This window comes from Winogradskyella litoriviva (assembly GCF_013249065.1).
Lineage (GTDB): Bacteria > Bacteroidota > Bacteroidia > Flavobacteriales > Flavobacteriaceae > Winogradskyella > Winogradskyella litoriviva.
The window spans coordinates 87,611-108,759 of record NZ_JABRWQ010000002.1; the positions used below are offsets into that span (position 1 = coordinate 87,611).

The following is a 21,149-nucleotide window of genomic DNA, read 5'->3' on the forward strand; positions in this document are numbered from 1 at the left end:
ATTTTCACATCAGGATTTTAATTCAACTTAATTTAGAAGTGCTTCAAACTTCAACTTATTATAATTTATAACACTTAAAGCCTTAGAGTAATTCAAAAGATGACTTATCGTTTCATCTTTTGGTTTTAGGTTATCATTTTTTGGAAAAGGGTTAGAGTAAATTTTTGCCATTTTAATAATTTAAAAGTTTATATATAGCAAAAACGTACTTAAGTACACTTTATTGTATCAATTTGTTAAAATAATATTATTTTGTTCAATTACCTTACGCATATTAATGAGTGCATAACGCATTCTGCCCAACGCTGTATTGATACTTACACCCGTTCTTTCCGATATTTCCTTAAAACTCATATCTTGATACATACGCATCAATAACACTTGTTTTTGGTCTTCTGGCAGTTCTTCAATTACACGACGAACATCAGACTCTACTTGGTTTTTTATAATTGTTTTCTCAGCATTTAAGCTAGAATCACTTAACACAGAAAAAATACTAAACTCACCCGTATTATCAAATTTTGGCATACGCTTGTTTTTTCTAAAATGGTCTATTACCAAATTATGAGCAATTCGCATAACCCAAGGTAAAAATTTACCTTCTTCATTATACTTACCACGTTTTAAAGTTCTAATAACTTTAATAAAAGTATCCTGAAATACATCTTCAGTGATATCTCTATCATAAACTTTAGAATAAATAAAACTGTAAATTTTCTGCTTATGCCTTTCTATTAATATTGAAAGTGCATTTTCATTGCCGTTAATATAATCGCTAACCAAAGCTGCGTCTTGGATAAGTTCTTTGTTCATAATTATTACTTTAAAGCTTAGAAGTTGCCTACTAAGTTTGGGGTTAAAAAGCTGTTTTTTAAAGTAATATTATATTATACGCAGTTGTATTTATTTTTGAATAGATTTCAAATATAACAACAATCATTCCGAAAAAACAAAAAAAAAGTATAAAATTTAACATTTTGTCGGATAAAGTGTCCCTTTAATAGATGAAATAGTTATAGTATCTTTGCAAAATTAGATACCAAAAATCACCTATGAATACTACTGTTTTAGACGTAAGCCCAAAGGAAAACATCATCATTAAAGGCGCAAAATTGCATAACCTAAAAAATATTGATGTGGTTATCCCAAGAAATAAATTGGTAGTTATTACTGGTTTATCTGGTTCTGGAAAGTCTAGTTTAGCTTTCGATACACTTTATGCTGAAGGTCAAAGACGCTATGTAGAAAGCTTAAGCAGTTATGCGCGACAGTTTTTAGGAAGACTTAATAAACCTAAAGTAGATTATATTAAAGGTATTGCGCCTGCTATTGCTATTGAGCAAAAAGTAAACTCTACAAATCCACGTTCTACAGTAGGTACTACAACAGAAATCTATGATTATTTAAAGTTATTATTTGCAAGAATTGGTAAAACCTACTCTCCTATTTCTGGAGAAGAAGTAAAAAAACATACCGTTTCTGACGTCATTAACTTTATTTCAAAATTTAAAGAAGGTTCAAAATTATTACTCTTGGCACCGATTATTTTGGAAGAAGGACGAACCCTAGAAAACAAACTTCAAACCCTACAACAACAAGGTTATGCTCGTATTAAAGTAAAAGACGATGTTGTTAGAATAGATGAAGCGTTAAAACTGAACATAAAATCCGATAAAAACTTATTTTTAGTTGTAGATAGAATTGTTTTTAAAAATGATGAAGATTTCCTTAACCGCTTAGCAGATGCCGTTGGAACTGCTTTTTTTGAAGGCGTTGGCACTTGTATTATAGAATCACTTTCAGACAAAAAACAAAGCATTTTTAATAATAAGTTTGAATTAGATGGCATGTCTTTTTTAGAGCCGAATGCCCATTTATTCAGTTTTAATAACCCTTATGGTGCTTGCCCAAAATGCGAAGGTTATGGCGATGTCATAGGCATTGATGATGATTTAGTAATACCTAATACTGCATTATCAGTATATGAAAACGCTATTTTTCCATGGAGAGGTGAAAGCATGAGTTGGTATAAGGATCAATTAGTAAATAACTCTCATCATTTCAATTTTCCTATTCACAAACCATATTTTCAATTAACAGATGAACAAAAAGCATTGATATGGAAAGGAAATAAATACTTTGAAGGATTAGATGCTTTTTTTGAAGAGCTAGAATCTAAAGCTTATAAAATTCAAAATAGAGTAATGCTATCGCGTTATCGTGGTAAAACTAAATGTAGTTTTTGTAAAGGAAAACGATTAAGAGAAGAAGCCAATTATGTAAAAATTAATGAATCAACTATTACAAATCTTGTTGATCTACCTATAGATGAATTAACCCTATTTTTTAAAAATCTAAAGTTAAGCGAAAGTGATACACAAATAGCAAAACGCCTGTTAACCGAAATTAACACTCGACTAGAGTTTTTATCTAACGTTGGGTTGAGCTATTTAACGCTTAATCGAAAATCTAATACGCTCTCTGGTGGAGAAAGTCAACGTATAAACTTAGCAACCTCTTTAGGCAGCAGCTTAGTTGGTTCTATGTATATTTTAGATGAACCTAGTATTGGTTTACATCCAAAAGATACCGAACGTTTAATCGAGGTATTAAAATCGCTACGAGATTTAGGTAACACAGTTATTGTGGTTGAGCATGATGAAGATATAATGAAAGCAGCTGATTCTATTATTGATATAGGACCAGAAGCAGGAACCTTTGGTGGTGAGATCGTTGCAGTTGGTGATTTTAAAGCCATCTTAAAATCTGAAAGTTTAACAGCTAAGTATCTCAACGGTCAATTAGAAATTGAAGTTCCTAAAAAACGAAGAACTTCAAAGTATAGTGTGGAAGTTGTTGGCGCTCGCGAAAATAATCTACAAAATATAGACGTAACTTTTCCTCTAGAAATGCTTACAGTTATTACAGGAGTTTCTGGTAGTGGAAAAAGTACATTGGTGAAAAACATTTTGTTTCCTGCCATACAAAAGAAACTAACCGGTTTTAGTGATAAAATTGGTCAGGTTTCGGAAGTAAAAGGAAATTATAGTAATATTCAGCATGTAGAATTTGTTGATCAAAATCCTATTGGTCGTTCATCGCGTTCTAATCCTGTGACTTATATTAAAGCTTATGATGATATAAGAGCGCTATTTGCTTCTCAAAAATTAAGTAAAATTAGAAATTATGCTGCCAAACATTTTAGCTTTAACGTAGATGGTGGACGTTGCGAAACCTGCAAAGGTGAAGGCGAAGTAACCATTGAAATGCAGTTTATGGCAGATGTGCATTTAACTTGTGATACTTGTGGAGGAAAACGATTTAAAAAAGAAGTATTAGAAGTTAAGTTTGAAAACAAATCTATAGACGATATCTTAAATCTAACTATTGATGATGCCATTGATTTCTTTAAAACCTATAAGCAAACCAAGATTCAAGGTAAATTACAACCGCTTCAAGATGTTGGTTTAGGTTATGTTACTCTAGGGCAGTCTTCTTCTACCCTTTCTGGTGGTGAAGCACAACGAATTAAATTAGCTACATTTTTAGGAAAAGGAAGCAAAAGTGACAATGCACTTTTTATTTTTGACGAACCTACAACAGGTCTTCATTTTCACGATATTAAAAAATTATTAAAGTCGTTTCAGGCTTTAATTGCTAAAGGTCATTCTATTGTAGTAATTGAGCACAATATCGATTTAATAAAATGTGCCGATTATATTATTGATTTAGGACCAGAAGGCGGTAAACATGGAGGAAAACTCGTTGCCTTTGGTACTCCTGAAGAAATCGTAAATAATAAAAATTCGGTAACAGGTAAATATCTTCAAGAAAAATTATAGCATGAAACCTAAAGAGCTAGATTCTCTGCTAAAAGATTTACAACACAAAGTAGATACTTCGCCGTTAAAAGGTGGAGGTGCAAGTTTTAAAACCAATGTACTTATTGAAGAATCGAGTTCAAAATTATATTACAAACCTTCAATTGGTGTTGGTTTTTTTAGTTTCATATTTTTAGCTGCAGGTTTAGGTATATTGTTTTTAGCTATTAATCCTCTATTTAAAAACAACTTTAATTTTGCTGAAGTGGAATGGTTTTTACTATTATTTGGGTTAGTTTTTGCTTCTGCTGGAGGGTTTATGTTTTATTTCTTTTACATGCCTAGAGTTTTTGACAAACAATTAGGTGTATATTATAAAGCATACAAACCCAACATTCATAGAATAAAAAAAGACGCATCAAATAAATATATTCCTTTAATATCAATTGTTGCTATCCAGATTATTGGTGAACATATAAAAAGCAATAAAGGTTCTTACAAAAGTTTTGAACTCAATTTGATACTTCAAAATGGATCTAGAAAAAATGTTATAGATCATGGCAATTTAAAATCTATAATAATTGATGCGGAAATTTTAAGTGATTTTTTAAATGTTCCTATTTGGCATGCTGGCTCAATTAATTAATAGAACATAAAGGCATAAAATAATATTATTAATGCCGTTGTTGGTATAACAATTGCCATAAATGTAAATGTAATAATACTGCATTTAAACCAACTTAAAATCCAACTTTGACCATAAAATCGTTTTAAAGCAATCATTAAATACACAAAAGTGGACAAAGCTATGCAAATGTCTATCCAATTTGCAATATCCCAAAATTGATTAACACCAAAAATGATGCTAAAAACTGTAAACAGAAATGAAAAGAAATAAAAACTAAATACTAAATGGTGCGCGTATCGCCCTTTTTTAAAATATAGTAATTTTATAATGAGTGCAAAAATTGGCAATAAAAAGAAAAGTGCTATTGGTATGGTATCATAAAATGCATGTAAAATATTACCTCCATCTCTAGCTTTGTAAAATTTTAATACTTGCGCATATAACTTTTTCATAAACCATCCATCATCCTTATCTAAGCCCATGGCTTTATAGATTTCACTATCTGGAGCATTTGTTTTAATTAAGGAGTCTATTTCAGCTTCATTAAAATCAAAAGAAATATCATTCTTTTTAGGTAATTTTTCAAGGGAAACAATTGAATCTATTTCGGCATCTGTCATTCTGGTATAAATCTGACTTTCTTCTAAAGCCTCTCTTATTTCTATTCTTTTTAATGAATCTATTTTTATTACTTCCAAAGAATCAACAATTGTAATATTTTCTTTATCTAAAGTTTTCTTAAGCTCTTCATTAATAAACTGAGTATGTTTTCTTGCAGTAAATGAAAAAATAAAAAAGAAAACCACGGAAATAAACAAATACATCTGCGCAGGATGCAGATATAACAAACGCTTACCCTTTATAAACTCTTTTGCTAAATAACCAGGTTTAAATAATAATGGGATGAAACTTTTTAGAAAACGTGCATCAAACGAAAAGTAGTTACTAATGGTATTATAAAATAAAACTCCTAAAGTAAGTTCATCGTTTGTTTTTTGACCACAATGCGGACAGAATTGAAATCCTTCGTCGTAAGGTTGTTCACAATTTTTACAGTTTATTTGGTTGGGTTTCATATTTGGTCGGTACTTCACTTTAAAAGTAATACTTTTTCTGCAATAGTTTTATAATTTCTAATTCGCTTGAGTTAAAAAAAATGATAACACAACACATTTACACATACACAAACAACTAACAGACAAGTTTTTAAGTATTTTGGCACGCTGTTTGTTTACTACTAAATGAGTTTAATTTAAAACCCAATTATTATGAAACGAATACTATATTTATTTGCAGCTTTAGTAGCTATAAGCACAACTGCATTCGCAACCAGCACAACATCAGCAGAAGCAGATGCTTCAATTAATAACTATGTGAGAGGTTATGGTAAATCTTTCATATTTAATGAAGCAGGAATTGAGTTTTCAGTATTTGCAGATGGACAATTTGATTTTTATATTCCAAATTACGGACCAGACGTTAGTGTAAACATCGATAGACCTGGATTTAGTTTAAGTTTTAACTCTGGTTACAACTACAACCCATATGTTCAGTATGACGAGTTTGGCGCAATTATACAAATTGAAAACACACCTATATATTATGATTATTATGGACGTGTAAACCAAATAGGAAATATTTTTATTAACTATAATGGTCGTGGTAGAATTAACAGAATTGGCGGACTTAACGTTTATTATAGAAATAATGCTTTCTGGAGATATGATGGTTTTATTAACCAGTACAACAGAGTTTATGTTTATAGACCATGGCACAGATTTTATGCAACGCCACATATAAACTTCTGTATTGTACATGTTAATCCATACAGACAATATTATGCACCTGTAAGACATATTTATTACAGACCATATACTAATAATGTTAGACATTATAATATTGTAAGACGCGATAATGGCCATGTAACTAGACGTAATAATTCTGCGAGAAACACACGTAGATATGTACAAACACCTAGAAACAAAACAGAAAGAGCTATTAGAACACGTGTAACACGCAACAACAAAACAATTGCAACTACTAGAGCAACACGTTTAAGTGAAAACAATGTAACTAGAGGAACTCGCAACACAAATGCAACAACAAGAACAAGCACAAGACGTGTATCTGATAAAATAACACCAACACGTTCTAATACAAGAGTTGCAACGCCTAATAGAACAAGTACAACTAGAACAACAACGAGAACTAGTACAAGAGTGAAAGCTCCAAATAGTACAACTCGAAATAGCAACACTAGTGCAACAAGAAGTACACGTAACAATAAAGTGACCAGAAGTACAAATTCTGTGTCTAATAGAAGAACTGTAACAAGTAAACCGAGAACAACTACAACAAGATCAAGCAATAATGTAAGGTCTCAAAGTAAAAGACAAGGAAGTTCAGTTCAGAATAAAAGAACATCATCGTCTTCTAAGGCAAGATCTAATACTAGTAAAACAAGCAAACAAAGTTCTACAAGATCTAGCTCAAGACGAACAAGAGGATAAAAAGATTTTTTTTGGTTGGTTAGGATGTCCCGTATGTTGTATGCTTTATAGCACCTTACGGGACATTCTTTATTTACTTTATTCTTAAATACTTATTTATTTGATTAGAAATATCTTCAGAAACATTTAATTTGTAAATTAAAATCAAATAAACAATTCCAATTAATATCGATTTTAAAATAATATTAATTAGAGGAAGAAATGGAAATTCCCAGAAGTAGAAACCTACTGATAATAAACCTAATGTTAATACAATTTTAGCTGAACCAGACGTAAAAGGTAACATATTAAACTTTCGTTTTACAAAAATAATTTTAATAGTGTTATAAATAAAAACAGCCAAAAAAGTAGCAAAAGCAGAACCTTCAATTCCAAAAACAGGAATAAAAACAGCATTTAAAATAACTGCCATTATTGCCAGTAAAATACCAAAGAACAAAACCATTTTGTAATAATCACTATTAAATAAAATAGCATTATTGTTTCCTAGACTATTATCATAAAGTTTAGCAACACTTACAATTAAAACAACAAAAAGTCCACCTGTAAATTTGGCTGGTAGAATTTCATAAAGTTGATTGATATTTAAAATAATCAATAAAAAAATAAATCCACTAATAACTAACAAAGTCATGGAACTACGTTTATATAAATCTTCTAAAGAATCATAGTCCTTTTCATTAAGATATTTAGCCGTTAGTGGTAACATTATTTGGTGCATTGCACGCTGAGGAACTGCAATTACTGTTGCTATAAAAATAGCAACGCTATAATAGGCTACTTGTTCAATATCTGGCAACATTAAGCCTATCATAAATTTATCTATATCTAATATTAATGTGGCAATAGATCCTGCAATTATCATTAATGCCGCATATTTTAGAATAGAAAATTGATGTTCTAATTTCCGGAAGATTAACTTAGGGAATCTTACAGAAAAAGCATAAAATTTCATAATTACCATTCGTAAAACATAAACACCAACGAGAGCTGTTATAAATTGATTAACCGTTAACCATTTAAAATAAACAGCAAATAGCAAAGCCATTATACAAACTCTATGAAAAATCTCCTTCATTAGATTACCAAACACGGTTTGCAGTTGCACTTTTGTCCACGCAAAAAATATTTCGAAATAGGCCATTGAAACTGCTAAAATGAAAATATGCCAAATGTAATGCTCAACGATTTGATTCTCGTTTGAAAGCCAATCCACTACACTATCATACGCTAAATAGCCAATAAATGTAGCCGGAATTATAAACAACAAAGGCAAGAATAGCATTAGTGTTAAAAAACTATTGATACTATTTTTAGATTTAAACGTAGAATAGAATTTTACAATAGCATTATGTACACCAAAAGCCATAAATGGCATCATAATATTTGCCGCTGATAATAAAAAAGCGACTAAACCATAATACTTGTCCGTTAAAAAATTTGTGTATAGAAAAAGTGTATTTATTGCTCCAATACCAAAACCCAAGTATGTGGTTATTGTATTTTTGAAAGATTGATTTAAAACGATTCCCATATTGAAGCAAAATACAACTATTAAATTCAAAATTGAATTTAATAAATCAGCAATCTTTTATAATTTCACTTAGTTTTTTTGTCAATGCCCTTCTACTGTAAGGCTGTAATCCAATAGCATTTACTTTTAAACTGTTATTTTGAAACGCTTCAAAATAGTTAAGAATTTGTAGTTTTAATTCAACCTTTTGTTGATAATTAAAATACGTTCCTGTGTTTGTAGATTTTATGATTTGCTCAACATCCGCATCTCTTGGACCTATGGCCAGAATTGGTGTTTCAGAAATTAAATATTCAAACACTTTACCAGGAATAATTGCTTTGGTATCTTCTGAATTAATTTCTATGAGTAATAATAATTGTGATTTCATTTGAAACTTAATAGCGATATCATGGCTCACATATCCTACAACATTTAAGTTCTTTTCCAATCCGTTTTGATGAATAGATTCTATAACATCATCGCTTACCACACCTATTAATTGCAATTTAAATGCTTTAGAAAAAGCATCATTTTCTTTTATCAATTCAGACAATACTTCCCATAAAACCATTGGGTTTCGTTCAGATAATAAAGATCCTATATGAGATAAAGTAAACTTCTCGTCCTTCTCTTTTATACTAACGTTATGAGAATCATATCCATTAGTAACAACCTTTATCGGTTGGTTAGTTTTAGATTTAAATTCATTTTTAGTATGATGGCTAGTAACTATAATTTGGTCTGCGCTAGTTAAAACTTTTAGTTCTAAATCTATATGCTTTGCTTTAGAAGATTCTGTTAGTTTTAAATCTTTATGATAACCAATAGTGGTCCAAGGGTCTCTAAAATCGGCCAGCCATTTTATATCCAATTTAGCGCGCAATTGTAATCCTATTAAATGTAAACTATGAGGAGGACCAGTTGTAATAATAGTTTCGATTTGATGTTCTTTTATATAATCTGAAAGAAATTTCACAGAAGGTTTAATCCAGTTTTTTCGAGCATCAGGAATAAAAAAATTACCACGCACATAAAGCATTGCTTTTTCAATAAAAGATTGCTTTTTAGTTTTAGGAATTACGCCAGAACTAATTTTTTTAGAACTCCCTTTTGAAAAAATACTAGCTAAACCATAAGGTTCATTGATGGGTTCTTTTAAAATAGTAATGTTTTCAGGAATCTCATTTACCAAACTCTCATCTAATATTGGATAATTTGGATTTTCAGGGCAATAAACAACAGGCTCTATTCCAAAATCAGGTAAATACTTAACAAATTTTAACCAACGTTGCACGCCTGGACCTCCTGCAGGTGGCCAATAATAGGTTATTATAAGTACTTTAGATTTCATGATTAAGCTTTCGCTTCTTTTCCTTTTAACTCATAAAACAAGCCTAATAAAAATAAAATTCCCAAAATGGTAGTACTTGCTAATGCTACTTTACTTCCAGTTGCCACAACTTGAGATTCAAATTTAAATTCTATAGTGTGATTACCTTTAGGAACCTCTAATGCTCTCAACACATAATTCACTCTAAAATGAGGTATTAATTTACCATCTATATACGCATTCCATCCTTGAGCATAGTAAATTTCAGAGAATACAGCTAAACCTTCATTTTTATTATTAGACGCGTATTTTAAATAATTTGGTTTAAATTCTTTTAACTGAATTGAAGCCGTAGAATCAACTTGGTAAGCAGTTTTTAAGTCATTTTCAATCTGAACGCTTTTTTCTGCTACAGCCATAATTTTAGTATTTAAACTATCTAAAGCCATTATTTCTTGGTTGGCATCATCAACAATTTTTAATTGAGAAATAAACCAAGCATTTCCATTAGGATTAGTATAATAAGTAACAGCTACTGGCTTTCCTTGTTGTCCTTCTTCAATGACATATTTTGTATTTAACATGTTTAAAACATTAGGATTGTTTTTATAAACATGAAATTCTAACAAGTCATCTACACGTCCTAGTTTTGCTGCACTATAACCAAATAAAGAATTATGAAAATATGCTGCTCTTGCTGGTTGCCTTTGTCCATCTCTAGAGGCATCTAAAACTCTAAAATGTCCTTTATCCTTTAAAATTTCTTTATCAGCGCTATTTGGCTGATACGGTTTATCAACGCTTATTGCCGATATAAAATTATCATTATTAACATATTGTCTATCTACAGTTACTAAATCAAAAAGTATTAAGACGGCAAATACAACTACAACCAGAGTTTCGTTCATTTTTTTCTTTAAAAATAAATAAATGGTTCCTGCAGAAAGTAGTACCAGAATTAATGTTCTTAAGGTGTCTGCTGTCATTAAAGATTTTCTGTCTTCTATTACAGCATCAATAAATGCTTGTCCGTAAGCCTCAATATATTGGTTATCTCTTAAGCCTTCAAAATCAAATAAGGAAGATTTGAATACTAAAAAGACTAAAGCTAAACCTGCTGTAATTGCAACAGAATATAACAATGCTTTTAGTTTTTCTTCATCTTTCTGAAAATCGTTAAATAATCTCGATAACGCAAAAATACCTAACACAGGTATACACAATTCTAATATAACTTGTATGGAGCTGACAGCTCTAAATTTGTTATATAAAGGCACGTAATCAATAAAGAAATCCGTTAAGAAACCCAAGTTTTTTCCATAAGACAATAAAAGTGACAAAATGGTTCCGCCAACTAACCACCATTTTAATCTTCCTTTTACTAAAAACAAACCTAAAACAAAAAGAAAAATTATAACAGCACCTACATAAGCTGGTGCTTCTACAATTGGTTGATTTCCCCAATACATTGGTGCATTTCTTGCTGCATCTAACGCTTCAATAGGCGAAGCTCCTAAATTAATATAAGCTTGGTACGTTTCAGAATCCTTACCGACATCTTCGTAATTTCCGCCTCCCATAAATTTTGGAATATAGAGATTAAAAGTTTCTAAAATACCGTAACTGTATTCCGTAATGTAATCTCTATCTAAACCTGACGTGGCTTCTTTAGTTGAACCGTCAGTATTTATAGTTAAATCGCTTGGACCTCGAGCACTTTCTTTTGCATACTCTTGTGTTGCCATTATACCTGTAGCATTTAGACCAACGGCTAGGATAGCTGCAATTGTTAATAAACCAACAGATTTAAAGAAATGAGGTAATACTTTTTTTCGGTAAGCATCTACCAAATATGCTAAACCTAAAACTAAAATAAGCAACAAAAGATAGTAGGTCATTTGTGGGTGATTAGCCACTAACTGCAAACCTAACGCAACAGAAGTTAATAAAAACCCAAAGATATATTTCTTTCTAAATGTGAGGACAATTCCGGCTAAAACCAATGGCATATAGGCTATTGCATGTGCTTTAGAATTATGACCAACGCCAAGAATTATTATTAGATATGTCGAAAATCCAAAAGCTAAAGCACCTAATGCTGCAAGTTTAAAATCGACCTTTAGAGCTACTAAAAGTATGTAAAAACCTATAAAATAAAGAAATAAATAATCTGCTGGTCTTGGTAAAAAACGTAAGGCTAAATCTAGTTTTTTAATGTAATTGTGAGGGTATTTTGCACCTAATTGGTAAGTAGGCATACCTCCAAAAGCACTATTTGTCCAATAGGTCTCTTCTCCTGTAGTTTTGGCAAACTCTTTTTGTTGTTGAGCCATACCAATGTAATGCATTATATCACTTTGGTTAATCTTTTTACCTTGCAAAACAGGACTAAAATAAGCTAAAGACACTATTACAAACCCTATTAAAACTAGGACATGTGGCAATAAACGTTTTATTGAAAATGACATGAGAATACTTTAAGTTGAATGATTTTGAAAAGTAGTTATTTTTTTTGAAACAACTATTAAGATTCCTACAATAGCAAAAAATAACCTAATCTATTTCTTCGTAATCGATATACTCGCCTACTTTTTCTTTTGAAGATCTCTTTGTATTTGGCATTTTATCTATAACCGTTTCACCTTCTTTTTGCTTCTGTTGCTCTCTTTGCTGGTTTGGATTTTGGAATCCGCCAAACTGACCACCAAATTTTTCTTCGGCTTTTTTAGCAACAAAACGCACCAATAAAGGTGCAAAAAGACGAGATAATACCTTAAAACCGTAGTAAACCAATAAAATAATTAATATAATTTTCAATAATCCCATGGACCAATCTTCTTAAATGATAAAATTTTATATTATTCAAAAATACAATTATCGACATTTATAATACGTTATAATTCCTTAAAAAAAGTATAAAATCAATATATTTGACTCAAATCTTCAATAAACTGAATGGTTTTAAATCCTTAAAAAAAATGAGAATACTCAAATCTGCCTTATTTATAATATTTATTATTTCTTTTAATGTTACCTCTGCACAATATACAGAGGTCATTAATTCTAATCGTCCTGGTGTATCAAAAAGTGCCTTTTCAGTTGGCACTGGAGTTGTACAGTTTGAAACAGGTGCCTTTACAGTAAAAGAAGAACATGCCTTACTAGATTATGATGTTTCTGGATTTGGGCTAGACTTTGGATTGAGATACGGCTTGTTTTTTGAACAATTAGAGTTATCTCTTGAAGGTGTTTATCAGAATGATACTCAAACTTATTATAGTTCAACGATACCAACAGAAAATAAACGTTCTAATTTTAAAAATTTAACATTAGGTGCTAAATATTTAATTTATGACCCTTATAAAAATGTAGAAGAAGCAAAGCCAAACCTCTATAGCTATCATGCCAACAGAAAATTTAGTTGGAAATCTTTAATACCAGCTATATCAGTATATGCAGGCGCAAATTTTGACACCAAAAACAATCCTTATACCGATTACGGCATTGAAGGCTTCAGCCCAAAAATAATGATTGCAACTCAAAACAATTTTAATGGTGGTTGGGTTTTTGTAATGAATTTAATTAAAGATAGAATTGGCACTGATCAATCAGACTTTTCATATATTTTAACATTAACGCATTCCTTTACACCACAATGGGTTGTCTTTGGAGAAACACAAGGAATTAACAGTGATTTTTACGCAGATAATATATTTAGATTTGGTGGTGCTTACCTTTGGACAAAAGATTTTCAGTTAGATGCCAATATTGCATTTAACACAAAAGATACACCAACCGTTTTTAATATTGCCTTTGGAGCATCCTACCGATTAGACTTTCATAAAGACAAGAAAATTGACAATGGAAACTCTAACAACGATGGAAACGGCAAAATGCGAAAAAACAAAAAAAAGAAGAAGAAAAAAACAGAAGATTTTGATTCTTAATTAACAGCTCTCCTAATTATATGATTACAATAAAAGAAGCCATTTCTAAAAAGGAATTGAAAGCATTTGTGCAATTTCCTTTTTCTATATATAAAGACTCAAAATATTGGGTTCCACCAATTATAAAACAAGAACTTGAAACTTTTAATAAAGATAAAAATCCAATATTTAAAGATGCAGAAGCTCGTTTTTTCTTAGCCTATAAAGGAGATAATATTGTTGGAAGAATTGCTGCAATTGTTAATTGGTTAGAAATAGATAAACAAAACATCAAAAAAATGCGTTTTGGCTGGTTTGACTTTATTGACGATTTTGAAGTGAGTAAAACTCTATTAGAAACCGCTGAAAACATCGGAAGAGAACACCAATTAAGCTTTATTGAAGGTCCTGTTGGGTTTTCTAATTTAGATAAAGTTGGTGTAATGACAGAAGGTTTTGACCATTTGGCTACAATGATTACATGGTATAATCATCCATATTATATTAAACATTATGAGAAGCTGAATTATAAAATTGAGAAAGAATATGCAGAAAGTAAGTTCCCGTTTGCTAATGTAAAACCAGAATTTTTTAAAAAAGCACAGGGCCTAATTAAACGTCGATATAAATTAAAAGCTCTAAAGTTTACTAAAACCGAAGAGGTAATGCCTTATGTAGATCGTATGTTTGATTTGTTTAATGAAAGTTATGCTTCTCTATCTTCTTTTGTTGAAATTACAGATATTCAAAAAGAATATTTCAAAAAGAAATTTATCAGTTTTGTAAATCCTGAATATATCAAATTTGTTGTTGATGAAAACGACAAACTTATAGGTTTTGCTATCGTTATGCCAAGGTTTGCAGAAGCACTTCAAAAAACAAAAGGAAAACTATTTCCATTTGGATTTACGCATATTCTTAAAGCTAAGAAAAATAGTAAAGACGTCATTTTTTATCTAATAGGTATTCATCCAGATTATCAAAACAAAGGAGTACATGCCGTAATATTTAATGAATATTACGAAACCTTTAAAGAGAAAGGTATTAAAACCTGTTATAGAACTCCAGAATTAGAGGATAATTATGCTATAAAACAAATCTGGAAACATTTTGACCCTAAAGTTTACGCGAGACGAAAAACGTATAAAAAAGTTTTATAGTTTTAGCTGTTAGCGAAAAAAAAAAAAAACGGTCATTGCAAATTGCAATGACCGTTTTATTTTATATTAAAGTGAATAATTATTCACCCATTGCAGCAATTAAAGCTGCAGACATTCTTTTATAAGTTCCGTTTTCTAAACGACTTCTAATTGCATCAAAAGCATCTAATGTTTCTTTTACATCTTCTAATGTATGTGTAGCTGTAGGTATCATTCTTAGTAAAATTAATCCTTTAGGTATTACAGGATAAACCACTATAGAACAGAATATTCCGTAATTCTCACGCAAATCTCTTACTAAAGCCATTGCTTCAGGAATACTTCCTTTTAAATATACAGGAGTTACACAACTTTGAGTTGTCCCAATATCAAAACCACGTTCCGTTAAACCAGATTGTAAAGCATTAACAACCGTCCATAGATTCTTCTTAAGCTCTGGCATTGTGCGCAACATATCTAAACGTTTTAATGCACCAACAACCAACTGCATTTGTAAAGATTTAGCGAACATTTGAGAACGCAAATTGTATTTTAAATAATCAATAATTTCTTGATCTGCAGCAATAAAAGCACCTGTACTTGCCATAGACTTAGCAAAAGTTGCAAAATACACATCAATATCATCTTGTACGCCTTGTTCTTCTCCTGCTCCTGCTCCTGTAGCACCTAGTGTACCAAAACCATGGGCATCATCAACGAAAAGTCTAAAACTAAACTTTTTCTTAAGCTCAACTATTTCTTTTAATCGACCTTGTTCGCCTCGCATACCAAAAACACCCTCAGAAATCACTAAGATGCCTCCACCCGTTTGCTCTGCCATTTTTGTAGCACGCTCAAGATTTTTCTCCAAACTAGCTACATCGTTGTGCTTGTATGTAAAACGCTTACCCATATGTAAACGCACACCATCTATAATACATGCATGTGCATCAACATCATAAACAATTATATCATCTTTACCAACTAATGCATCAATGGTAGAAACCATTCCTTGATATCCAAAATTTAATAGATAAGCCGCTTCTTTACTAACAAAAGCTGCAAGTTCGTTTTGTAACTGCTCGTGTAATTCTGTGTGACCAGACATCATACGTGCACCCATTGGGTATGCTGATCCATAAGCTGCAGCTGCCTCAGCATCTACTTTTCTAACCTCAGGATGATTAGCTAAACCTAAATAATCATTTATACTCCAAGTAATTACATCTTTCCCTTGAAATTTCATTCTATTAGAGATTTCACCTTCAAGTTTAGGGAAAACGAAATAACCTTCTGCTTGTGCAGCCCATTTTCCTAGAGGTCCTTTATCTCTATAAATCTTTTCAAATAAATCCTTCATGCCCATTCTTTGCTATCAATCGTTTTTTCTATGCTTTAAGCCCATAGAATCAACTAAAATTGTTGTTAATTTAATTTTGTCAGTGCTTGCAAAATTAGTTAATAATATTATGAATGCATAATTTATTTATTCTAACTATTAACTAAGTTTTAAACAAAAAAACCTATCACAAAAATTTATGATAGGTTCTTCTTTATTTATTATAATTTACTTTATATATTCTATAGTGTCTTGTACTTCTGACTTAGCATCAAAAAAGCCTTGATCTTCCATCCACTTGTCATTATAAACTTTACTCATATAACGAGATCCATGATCAGGAAATATTACAACAATTTTATCAGTAGGTTTAAATTCACCTTCCTCTTGCAATTGTTTTATAGCTTGCATTGCTGCTCCACTTGTGTAACCTACAAAAAGTCCTTCTGTGTTAGAAATCTCTCTTGCTGTATGCGCACTTTCTTCGTCAGTAACCTTAACAAATTGATCTATTAAATCAAAATCGGTAGCGGTTGGAATAAGATTTTTACCCAAACCTTCTATTCTATACGGATATATCTCTTTGTCATCAAACTCACGTGTTTCATGATATTTCTTTAATACAGAACCATAAGCGTCTACACCTATAACTTTTACATTAGGGTTTTGCTCCTTTAAATATTTAGAAATTCCAGAAATTGTTCCGCCTGTTCCACTACAAGCAACGAGGTGCGTTATTTTACCTTCTGTTTGATGCCAAATTTCTGGGCCAGTAGAGTTGTAATGTGCATCAATATTTAATTGATTAAAATATTGATTAATATATATAGAACCTTTATTTTCTTCGTGTAGGCGTTTTGCTACTTCGTAATAAGAACGAGGATCGTCTGCTTTTACATGCGCAGGACAAACATAAACCTTTGCTCCCATAGATTTTAACATATCTATTTTATCTGCAGAAGATTTTGAACTTACAGCCAAAATACAATCGTATCCTTTAATAATACTTACTAAAGCAAGACTAAAACCAGTATTTCCAGATGTAGTTTCAATAATAGTGTCTCCAGGAGTTAATATTCCTTGGCGTTCTGCTTCTTCTATAATATGTAGTGCAATCCTATCTTTTGAAGAATGACCTGGATTAAATGCCTCTACTTTTGCATAAAAATCGCCATTGTAGTCAGCAGTCATTCTGTTTAATTTGATAAGTGGCGTATTGCCTATTAATTGAAGTACATTATCAAATACATTTTTGTTTTGCTTCATAAAAAATATTTTTCAGTAACCTATATTATTAGACACCTAAAACCTCGCAAATGTAACACTTTTTTTAAAACTAACAGGAAATGCCCTCCAAATCAAGCAAAAAAGCAAACTCCTCTGCATCTTCCTTTAAACTTTCAAAACGTCCAGAAGCACCACCATGACCAGCATCCATATTTGTTTTTAAATACAATTGATTGGAGTCTGTTTTTATTTCTCTCAATTTAGCAACCCATTTTGCTGGTTCCCAATATTGCACTTGAGAATCGTGCAGACCTGTTGTAATTAACATATTAGGATAGGTTTTTGCCTCAACATTATCGTATGGCGAATAAGATTTTATATAATTATAATATAAAACATCATTAGGGTTTCCCCATTCATCATACTCACCAGTTGTTAAAGGAATAGAATCATCTAACATCGTTGTAACCACATCTACAAAAGGAACAGCCGCAATAATACCATTATACAATTCTGGCGCCTTATTAACAATTGCTCCCATTAATAATCCTCCTGCGCTTCCACCCATAGCATATAAATGCTTTGATGATGTGTATCGTTCTTTTATTAAATTAATAGAACAGGCTATAAAATCTGAAAACGTATTTTTCTTATTTAATAATTTACCGTCTTCATACCAATTACGACCTAAATATTCTCCACCTCTAATGTGCGCAACAACATAAATGAATCCTCTATTTAAAAGACTTAATCTAATGGTTGAAAAATAAGGATCAACAGTAGATCCGTAACTTCCGTATGCATATTGTAACAAAGGATTTGTTCCATCTTTTTTAATTCCTTTTTTATAAATTACCGACATTGGTATTTTAGTACCATCTTCTGCAGTTGCCCATAAACGCTCCGAAACATAATTATCCTTATTAAAACTCTTATCTAAAACTTCTTGCTCTTTTAAAATCGTTTTAGTTTTAGTACGCATGTTAAACTCAATAACCGATGATGGCGTTGTCATTGCATTATATCCATAACGCAATAATTCTGTTTCAAAATCTACATTGGTACCTGTATACGCTGTATAGGTTTCATTATCAAATGGCAAGTAGTAATCTTCAGTGCCATCCCAACGTTTAATTCTAATTTCATTGAGACCATTTTTTCGTTCACTAACAACTAAATAGTCTTTAAAAATATCTATACCTTCTAACAGCACATCTGTTCTGTGCGCAATGACCTCTGTCCAACTTTCAACTTTAGTATCAGTTTCTAAAGTTTTCATTAATTTAAAGTTGGTTGCTTTATCTTTATTTGTTAGAATATAAAAGTGATTCTCATAATGCGAAATACTATATTCTAAACCTCTAATTCTTGGTTGAAATACTTGAAACTTTCCTTCAGGATTATTGGCATCTAAAATGTGGTACTCGTTAGTTAAGGTACTATAACAAGCAATTATAATGTACTTTCTCGATTTAGACTTGTACACAGCCACACCAAATGTATCGTCTCCTTCTTCAAAAACAAGTGCGTCCTCTGATGTATCTCCTAATCGATGTTTATAAATTTGAAATGCTCTAAGTGTTACTTCATCTTTTTTAGTATAAAACAAAGTAGCATTATCGTTTGCCCAACTTGAAGAACCTGTAGTACCTTCTATTCTATCTTCAGCAACTTTATGGGTCTTTAAATCTTTAATAAAGATGGTGTAATTTCGTCGTCCTGTAGTATCAATTCCGTATGACACTTTTTTATTATCAGGACTAATACTAATACCTGATAATTTAAAATAAGATTCTCCCTCAGCCATTTTATTACAATCAAATAATAATTCTTCAGGATTATCTAAACTATCTTTTTTACGCGTGTAAATTGGGTAATCTTTCCCTTTTTCGAATTTAGTAATATACCAATACCCATTGTATTTATAGGGCACAGAAGAATCATCTTCTTTAATTCTGGCTTTCATTTCTTCAAACAAATCCTTCTGAAAGTCTTTTGTATGTGCCATTTTAGCATCACAATACTCATTTTCTGCGTTGAGATAATCAATAACTTCTGGGTGCTCTCTATCTTTCATCCAAAAATAATTATCAATACGCACATCTCCATGCTTTTCTAATTGATGCGGAATCTTTTTGGCAATTGGTGGATTTATATTTGAATTCTTTGTCATTTGTTTTAAGAAAATTTTAATCTAAAAAGTCGAGCAATTTACTAATTTTACACCGTAAAAAATTAAAAGACACAATTATGTTTGGAGATATGATGGGAATGATGGGCAAATTAAAAGAAGCTCAGAAAAAAGTTGAAGAAACTAAAGAACGCTTGCACACTGTTTTAATTGATGAAGTAAGCAATGACGATAAACTTAAAGTAACGATTACTGCTAATAGAACTATAAAATCTATTGACATTGCTGATGAATTGCTTGAAGATAAAGATATGCTTGAAGATTATCTAATTCTTACACTAAACAAAGCCATTGAAAAAGCAACTAATGTACACGAAACAGAAGTTGCTGCTGTTGCAAAAGAAGGCATGCCAAATATTCCTGGTATGGATATGTTTAAATAGAAGCCCCTTTAATTCCCCAAAGGGGAAAACTAATACTTTAAATATACTGTTGCAACTGTAACTTTTTTTTAGGTGGATTCCATTTATAAAACCTTTAAAACTTCCAATAACTTGTCATGCATTTGGTCAGTATAATCCAAATGCGTGACCATGCGAAGCTTATTACTTCCCATGCCTATAATTCTAATGTTTTTTTCATTCAAACTATTTAGGAACTTAGCCTCATCCACATCATCATTTAATTCAAATATAACGATGTTAGTCTCAATTGGTTCTACTTTTTTAATGCTAGATATAGTGTTTAACATCGCTCCAATTTCTTTTGCTTTTCTATGATCTTCTGCTAAACGGTCAATATTATTATCTAAAGCATATAAACCTGCTGCAGCTAAATAACCTATTTGTCTCATATTACCACCAAATAGTTTTCTTAGACTTAAAGATTTTCTCATAATATTCTCATCACCAACCAACACAGAACCAACAGGACAGCCTAAACCTTTACTTAAACAAACCGAAATAGTATCGAAAACCTTTCCGTATTGCAACGTGGTTTCATTTTTAGCCACCATTGCATTCCAAAGTCGAGCACCATCTAAATGAAAACCTAAATTATTGGTTTTACATACTTGTTTAATCTTTTCAAGTTCTTTAAAATCCCAACAAGCTCCACCTCCTTTATTAGTAGTATTTTCAACTTCTACCAAACTCGATTGGCTATAATAATATTCTGGAGGATTAATTGCTTCTTTAACTTGTTCTGCGGTAAACATACCACGATTACCATTAATTAATTTACAAGATGCACCACTATGAAAAGCAACACCTCCAACTTCATAATTATAGATATGTGCATATTTATCGCAAATTACTTGTTCTCCAGGATTGGTATGTAGTTTAATTGCAATTTGATTTGCCATACTACCAGAAGGAAAAAACAACGCCTTTTCTTTTCCAAACATTTTTGCTAGTCGGTCTTCTAACGCATTTACAGTTGGGTCTTCTCTAAAAACATCATCACCAACTTGTGCTGACATCATTGCATCTAACATGCCTTTTGATGGCTTTGTAACCGTATCGCTTCTTAAATCTATAATCATTTATTTCTTCTAAATTTTAAAAGATAAAATTACGGAATT

General features: G+C 31.2%; 17 protein-coding genes. 6 read left to right on the forward strand and 11 right to left on the reverse strand.

Features of this window, described 5'->3' with window-relative positions:
• Positions 1-27: 27 nt before the first annotated feature.
• Both HNV10_RS04375 and HNV10_RS04380 read right to left on the reverse strand, forming a co-directional pair.
• Complete coding sequence (locus HNV10_RS04375) at positions 28-171, reverse strand: hypothetical protein (RefSeq protein ID WP_173300137.1); 144 nt, start codon at positions 169-171, stop codon at positions 28-30.
• 57 nt (positions 172-228) lie between these two features.
• Positions 229-813 carry an RNA polymerase sigma factor gene (locus HNV10_RS04380; RefSeq protein ID WP_173300138.1) on the reverse strand — a complete coding sequence of 195 codons (585 nt, stop codon included), beginning with the start codon at positions 811-813 and terminating at the stop codon, positions 229-231.
• 239 nt (positions 814-1,052) lie between these two features.
• Between HNV10_RS04380 and uvrA the strand changes: the two genes are divergently transcribed.
• Positions 1,053-3,842, forward strand: coding sequence for an excinuclease ABC subunit UvrA (gene uvrA, locus HNV10_RS04385; protein WP_173300139.1), 2,790 nt, complete (start codon positions 1,053-1,055; stop codon positions 3,840-3,842).
• A 1-nt stretch (position 3,843) separates the two neighbouring features.
• Positions 3,844-4,467, forward strand: coding sequence for a hypothetical protein (locus HNV10_RS04390; protein ID WP_173300140.1), 624 nt, complete (start codon positions 3,844-3,846; stop codon positions 4,465-4,467).
• Here HNV10_RS04390 and HNV10_RS04395 read toward each other — a convergent pair.
• Positions 4,464-5,543 (reverse strand): DUF3667 domain-containing protein, encoded by a 1,080-nt coding sequence (locus HNV10_RS04395; RefSeq protein ID WP_317166877.1) that lies wholly within the window; start codon positions 5,541-5,543, stop codon positions 4,464-4,466. The two genes, HNV10_RS04390 and HNV10_RS04395, sit on opposite strands and share 4 nt — an antisense overlap.
• Before the next feature lie 174 nt (positions 5,544-5,717).
• Here HNV10_RS04395 and HNV10_RS04400 point away from each other — a divergent pair, with 174 nt between their 5' ends.
• Positions 5,718-6,959, forward strand: coding sequence for a hypothetical protein (locus HNV10_RS04400; protein ID WP_173300141.1), 1,242 nt, complete (start codon positions 5,718-5,720; stop codon positions 6,957-6,959).
• A gap of 73 nt (positions 6,960-7,032) precedes the next feature.
• Here HNV10_RS04400 and HNV10_RS04405 read toward each other — a convergent pair whose 3' ends face one another.
• The 4 genes from HNV10_RS04405 to HNV10_RS04420 form a co-directional block, all read right to left on the reverse strand.
• The gene (locus HNV10_RS04405) at positions 7,033-8,493 is read right to left on the reverse strand and encodes an oligosaccharide flippase family protein (RefSeq protein WP_173300142.1); all 1,461 of its coding nucleotides are present in this window, start codon (positions 8,491-8,493) and stop codon (positions 7,033-7,035) included.
• A 46-nt stretch (positions 8,494-8,539) separates the two neighbouring features.
• Positions 8,540-9,826 (reverse strand): glycosyltransferase family protein, encoded by a 1,287-nt coding sequence (locus tag HNV10_RS04410; protein ID WP_173300143.1) that lies wholly within the window; start codon positions 9,824-9,826, stop codon positions 8,540-8,542.
• 2 nt (positions 9,827-9,828) lie between these two features.
• Positions 9,829-12,273: a YfhO family protein gene (locus HNV10_RS04415; protein ID WP_173300144.1), complete on the reverse strand. Its 2,445-nt coding sequence runs from the start codon at positions 12,271-12,273 to the stop codon at positions 9,829-9,831.
• A gap of 85 nt (positions 12,274-12,358) precedes the next feature.
• Positions 12,359-12,631: a DUF4834 family protein gene (locus HNV10_RS04420; protein WP_173300145.1), complete on the reverse strand. Its 273-nt coding sequence runs from the start codon at positions 12,629-12,631 to the stop codon at positions 12,359-12,361.
• Positions 12,632-12,783: 152 nt separating this feature from the next.
• Here HNV10_RS04420 and HNV10_RS04425 point away from each other — a divergent pair, with 152 nt between their 5' ends.
• Both HNV10_RS04425 and HNV10_RS04430 read left to right on the forward strand, forming a co-directional pair.
• Positions 12,784-13,752, forward strand: a complete 969-nt coding sequence (locus tag HNV10_RS04425; protein WP_173300146.1) for a transporter — start codon at positions 12,784-12,786, stop codon at positions 13,750-13,752.
• Positions 13,753-13,772: 20 nt separating this feature from the next.
• Positions 13,773-14,891 carry a GNAT family N-acetyltransferase gene (locus tag HNV10_RS04430; RefSeq protein WP_173300147.1) on the forward strand — a complete coding sequence of 373 codons (1,119 nt, stop codon included), beginning with the start codon at positions 13,773-13,775 and terminating at the stop codon, positions 14,889-14,891.
• A gap of 79 nt (positions 14,892-14,970) precedes the next feature.
• Here HNV10_RS04430 and HNV10_RS04435 read toward each other — a convergent pair whose 3' ends face one another.
• The 3 genes from HNV10_RS04435 to HNV10_RS04445 form a co-directional block, all read right to left on the reverse strand.
• Positions 14,971-16,230 (reverse strand): aminotransferase class I/II-fold pyridoxal phosphate-dependent enzyme, encoded by a 1,260-nt coding sequence (locus tag HNV10_RS04435; protein ID WP_173300148.1) that lies wholly within the window; start codon positions 16,228-16,230, stop codon positions 14,971-14,973.
• Between the two features lie 207 nt (positions 16,231-16,437).
• On the reverse strand, positions 16,438-17,475 hold the full coding sequence (locus HNV10_RS04440) for a PLP-dependent cysteine synthase family protein (RefSeq protein WP_173300149.1): 1,038 nt from the start codon (positions 17,473-17,475) through the stop codon (positions 16,438-16,440).
• A gap of 70 nt (positions 17,476-17,545) precedes the next feature.
• Positions 17,546-19,609 carry a S9 family peptidase gene (locus HNV10_RS04445; protein WP_173300150.1) on the reverse strand — a complete coding sequence of 688 codons (2,064 nt, stop codon included), beginning with the start codon at positions 19,607-19,609 and terminating at the stop codon, positions 17,546-17,548.
• 77 nt (positions 19,610-19,686) lie between these two features.
• Here HNV10_RS04445 and HNV10_RS04450 point away from each other — a divergent pair, with 77 nt between their 5' ends.
• The gene (locus HNV10_RS04450; protein WP_173300151.1) at positions 19,687-20,010 is read left to right on the forward strand and encodes a YbaB/EbfC family nucleoid-associated protein; all 324 of its coding nucleotides are present in this window, start codon (positions 19,687-19,689) and stop codon (positions 20,008-20,010) included.
• An 83-nt stretch (positions 20,011-20,093) separates the two neighbouring features.
• Here the strand turns inward: HNV10_RS04450 and HNV10_RS04455 are convergent, their stop codons facing one another.
• The gene (locus tag HNV10_RS04455) at positions 20,094-21,110 is read right to left on the reverse strand and encodes a threonine aldolase family protein (RefSeq protein WP_173300152.1); all 1,017 of its coding nucleotides are present in this window, start codon (positions 21,108-21,110) and stop codon (positions 20,094-20,096) included.
• Positions 21,111-21,149: the final 39 nt, after the last annotated feature.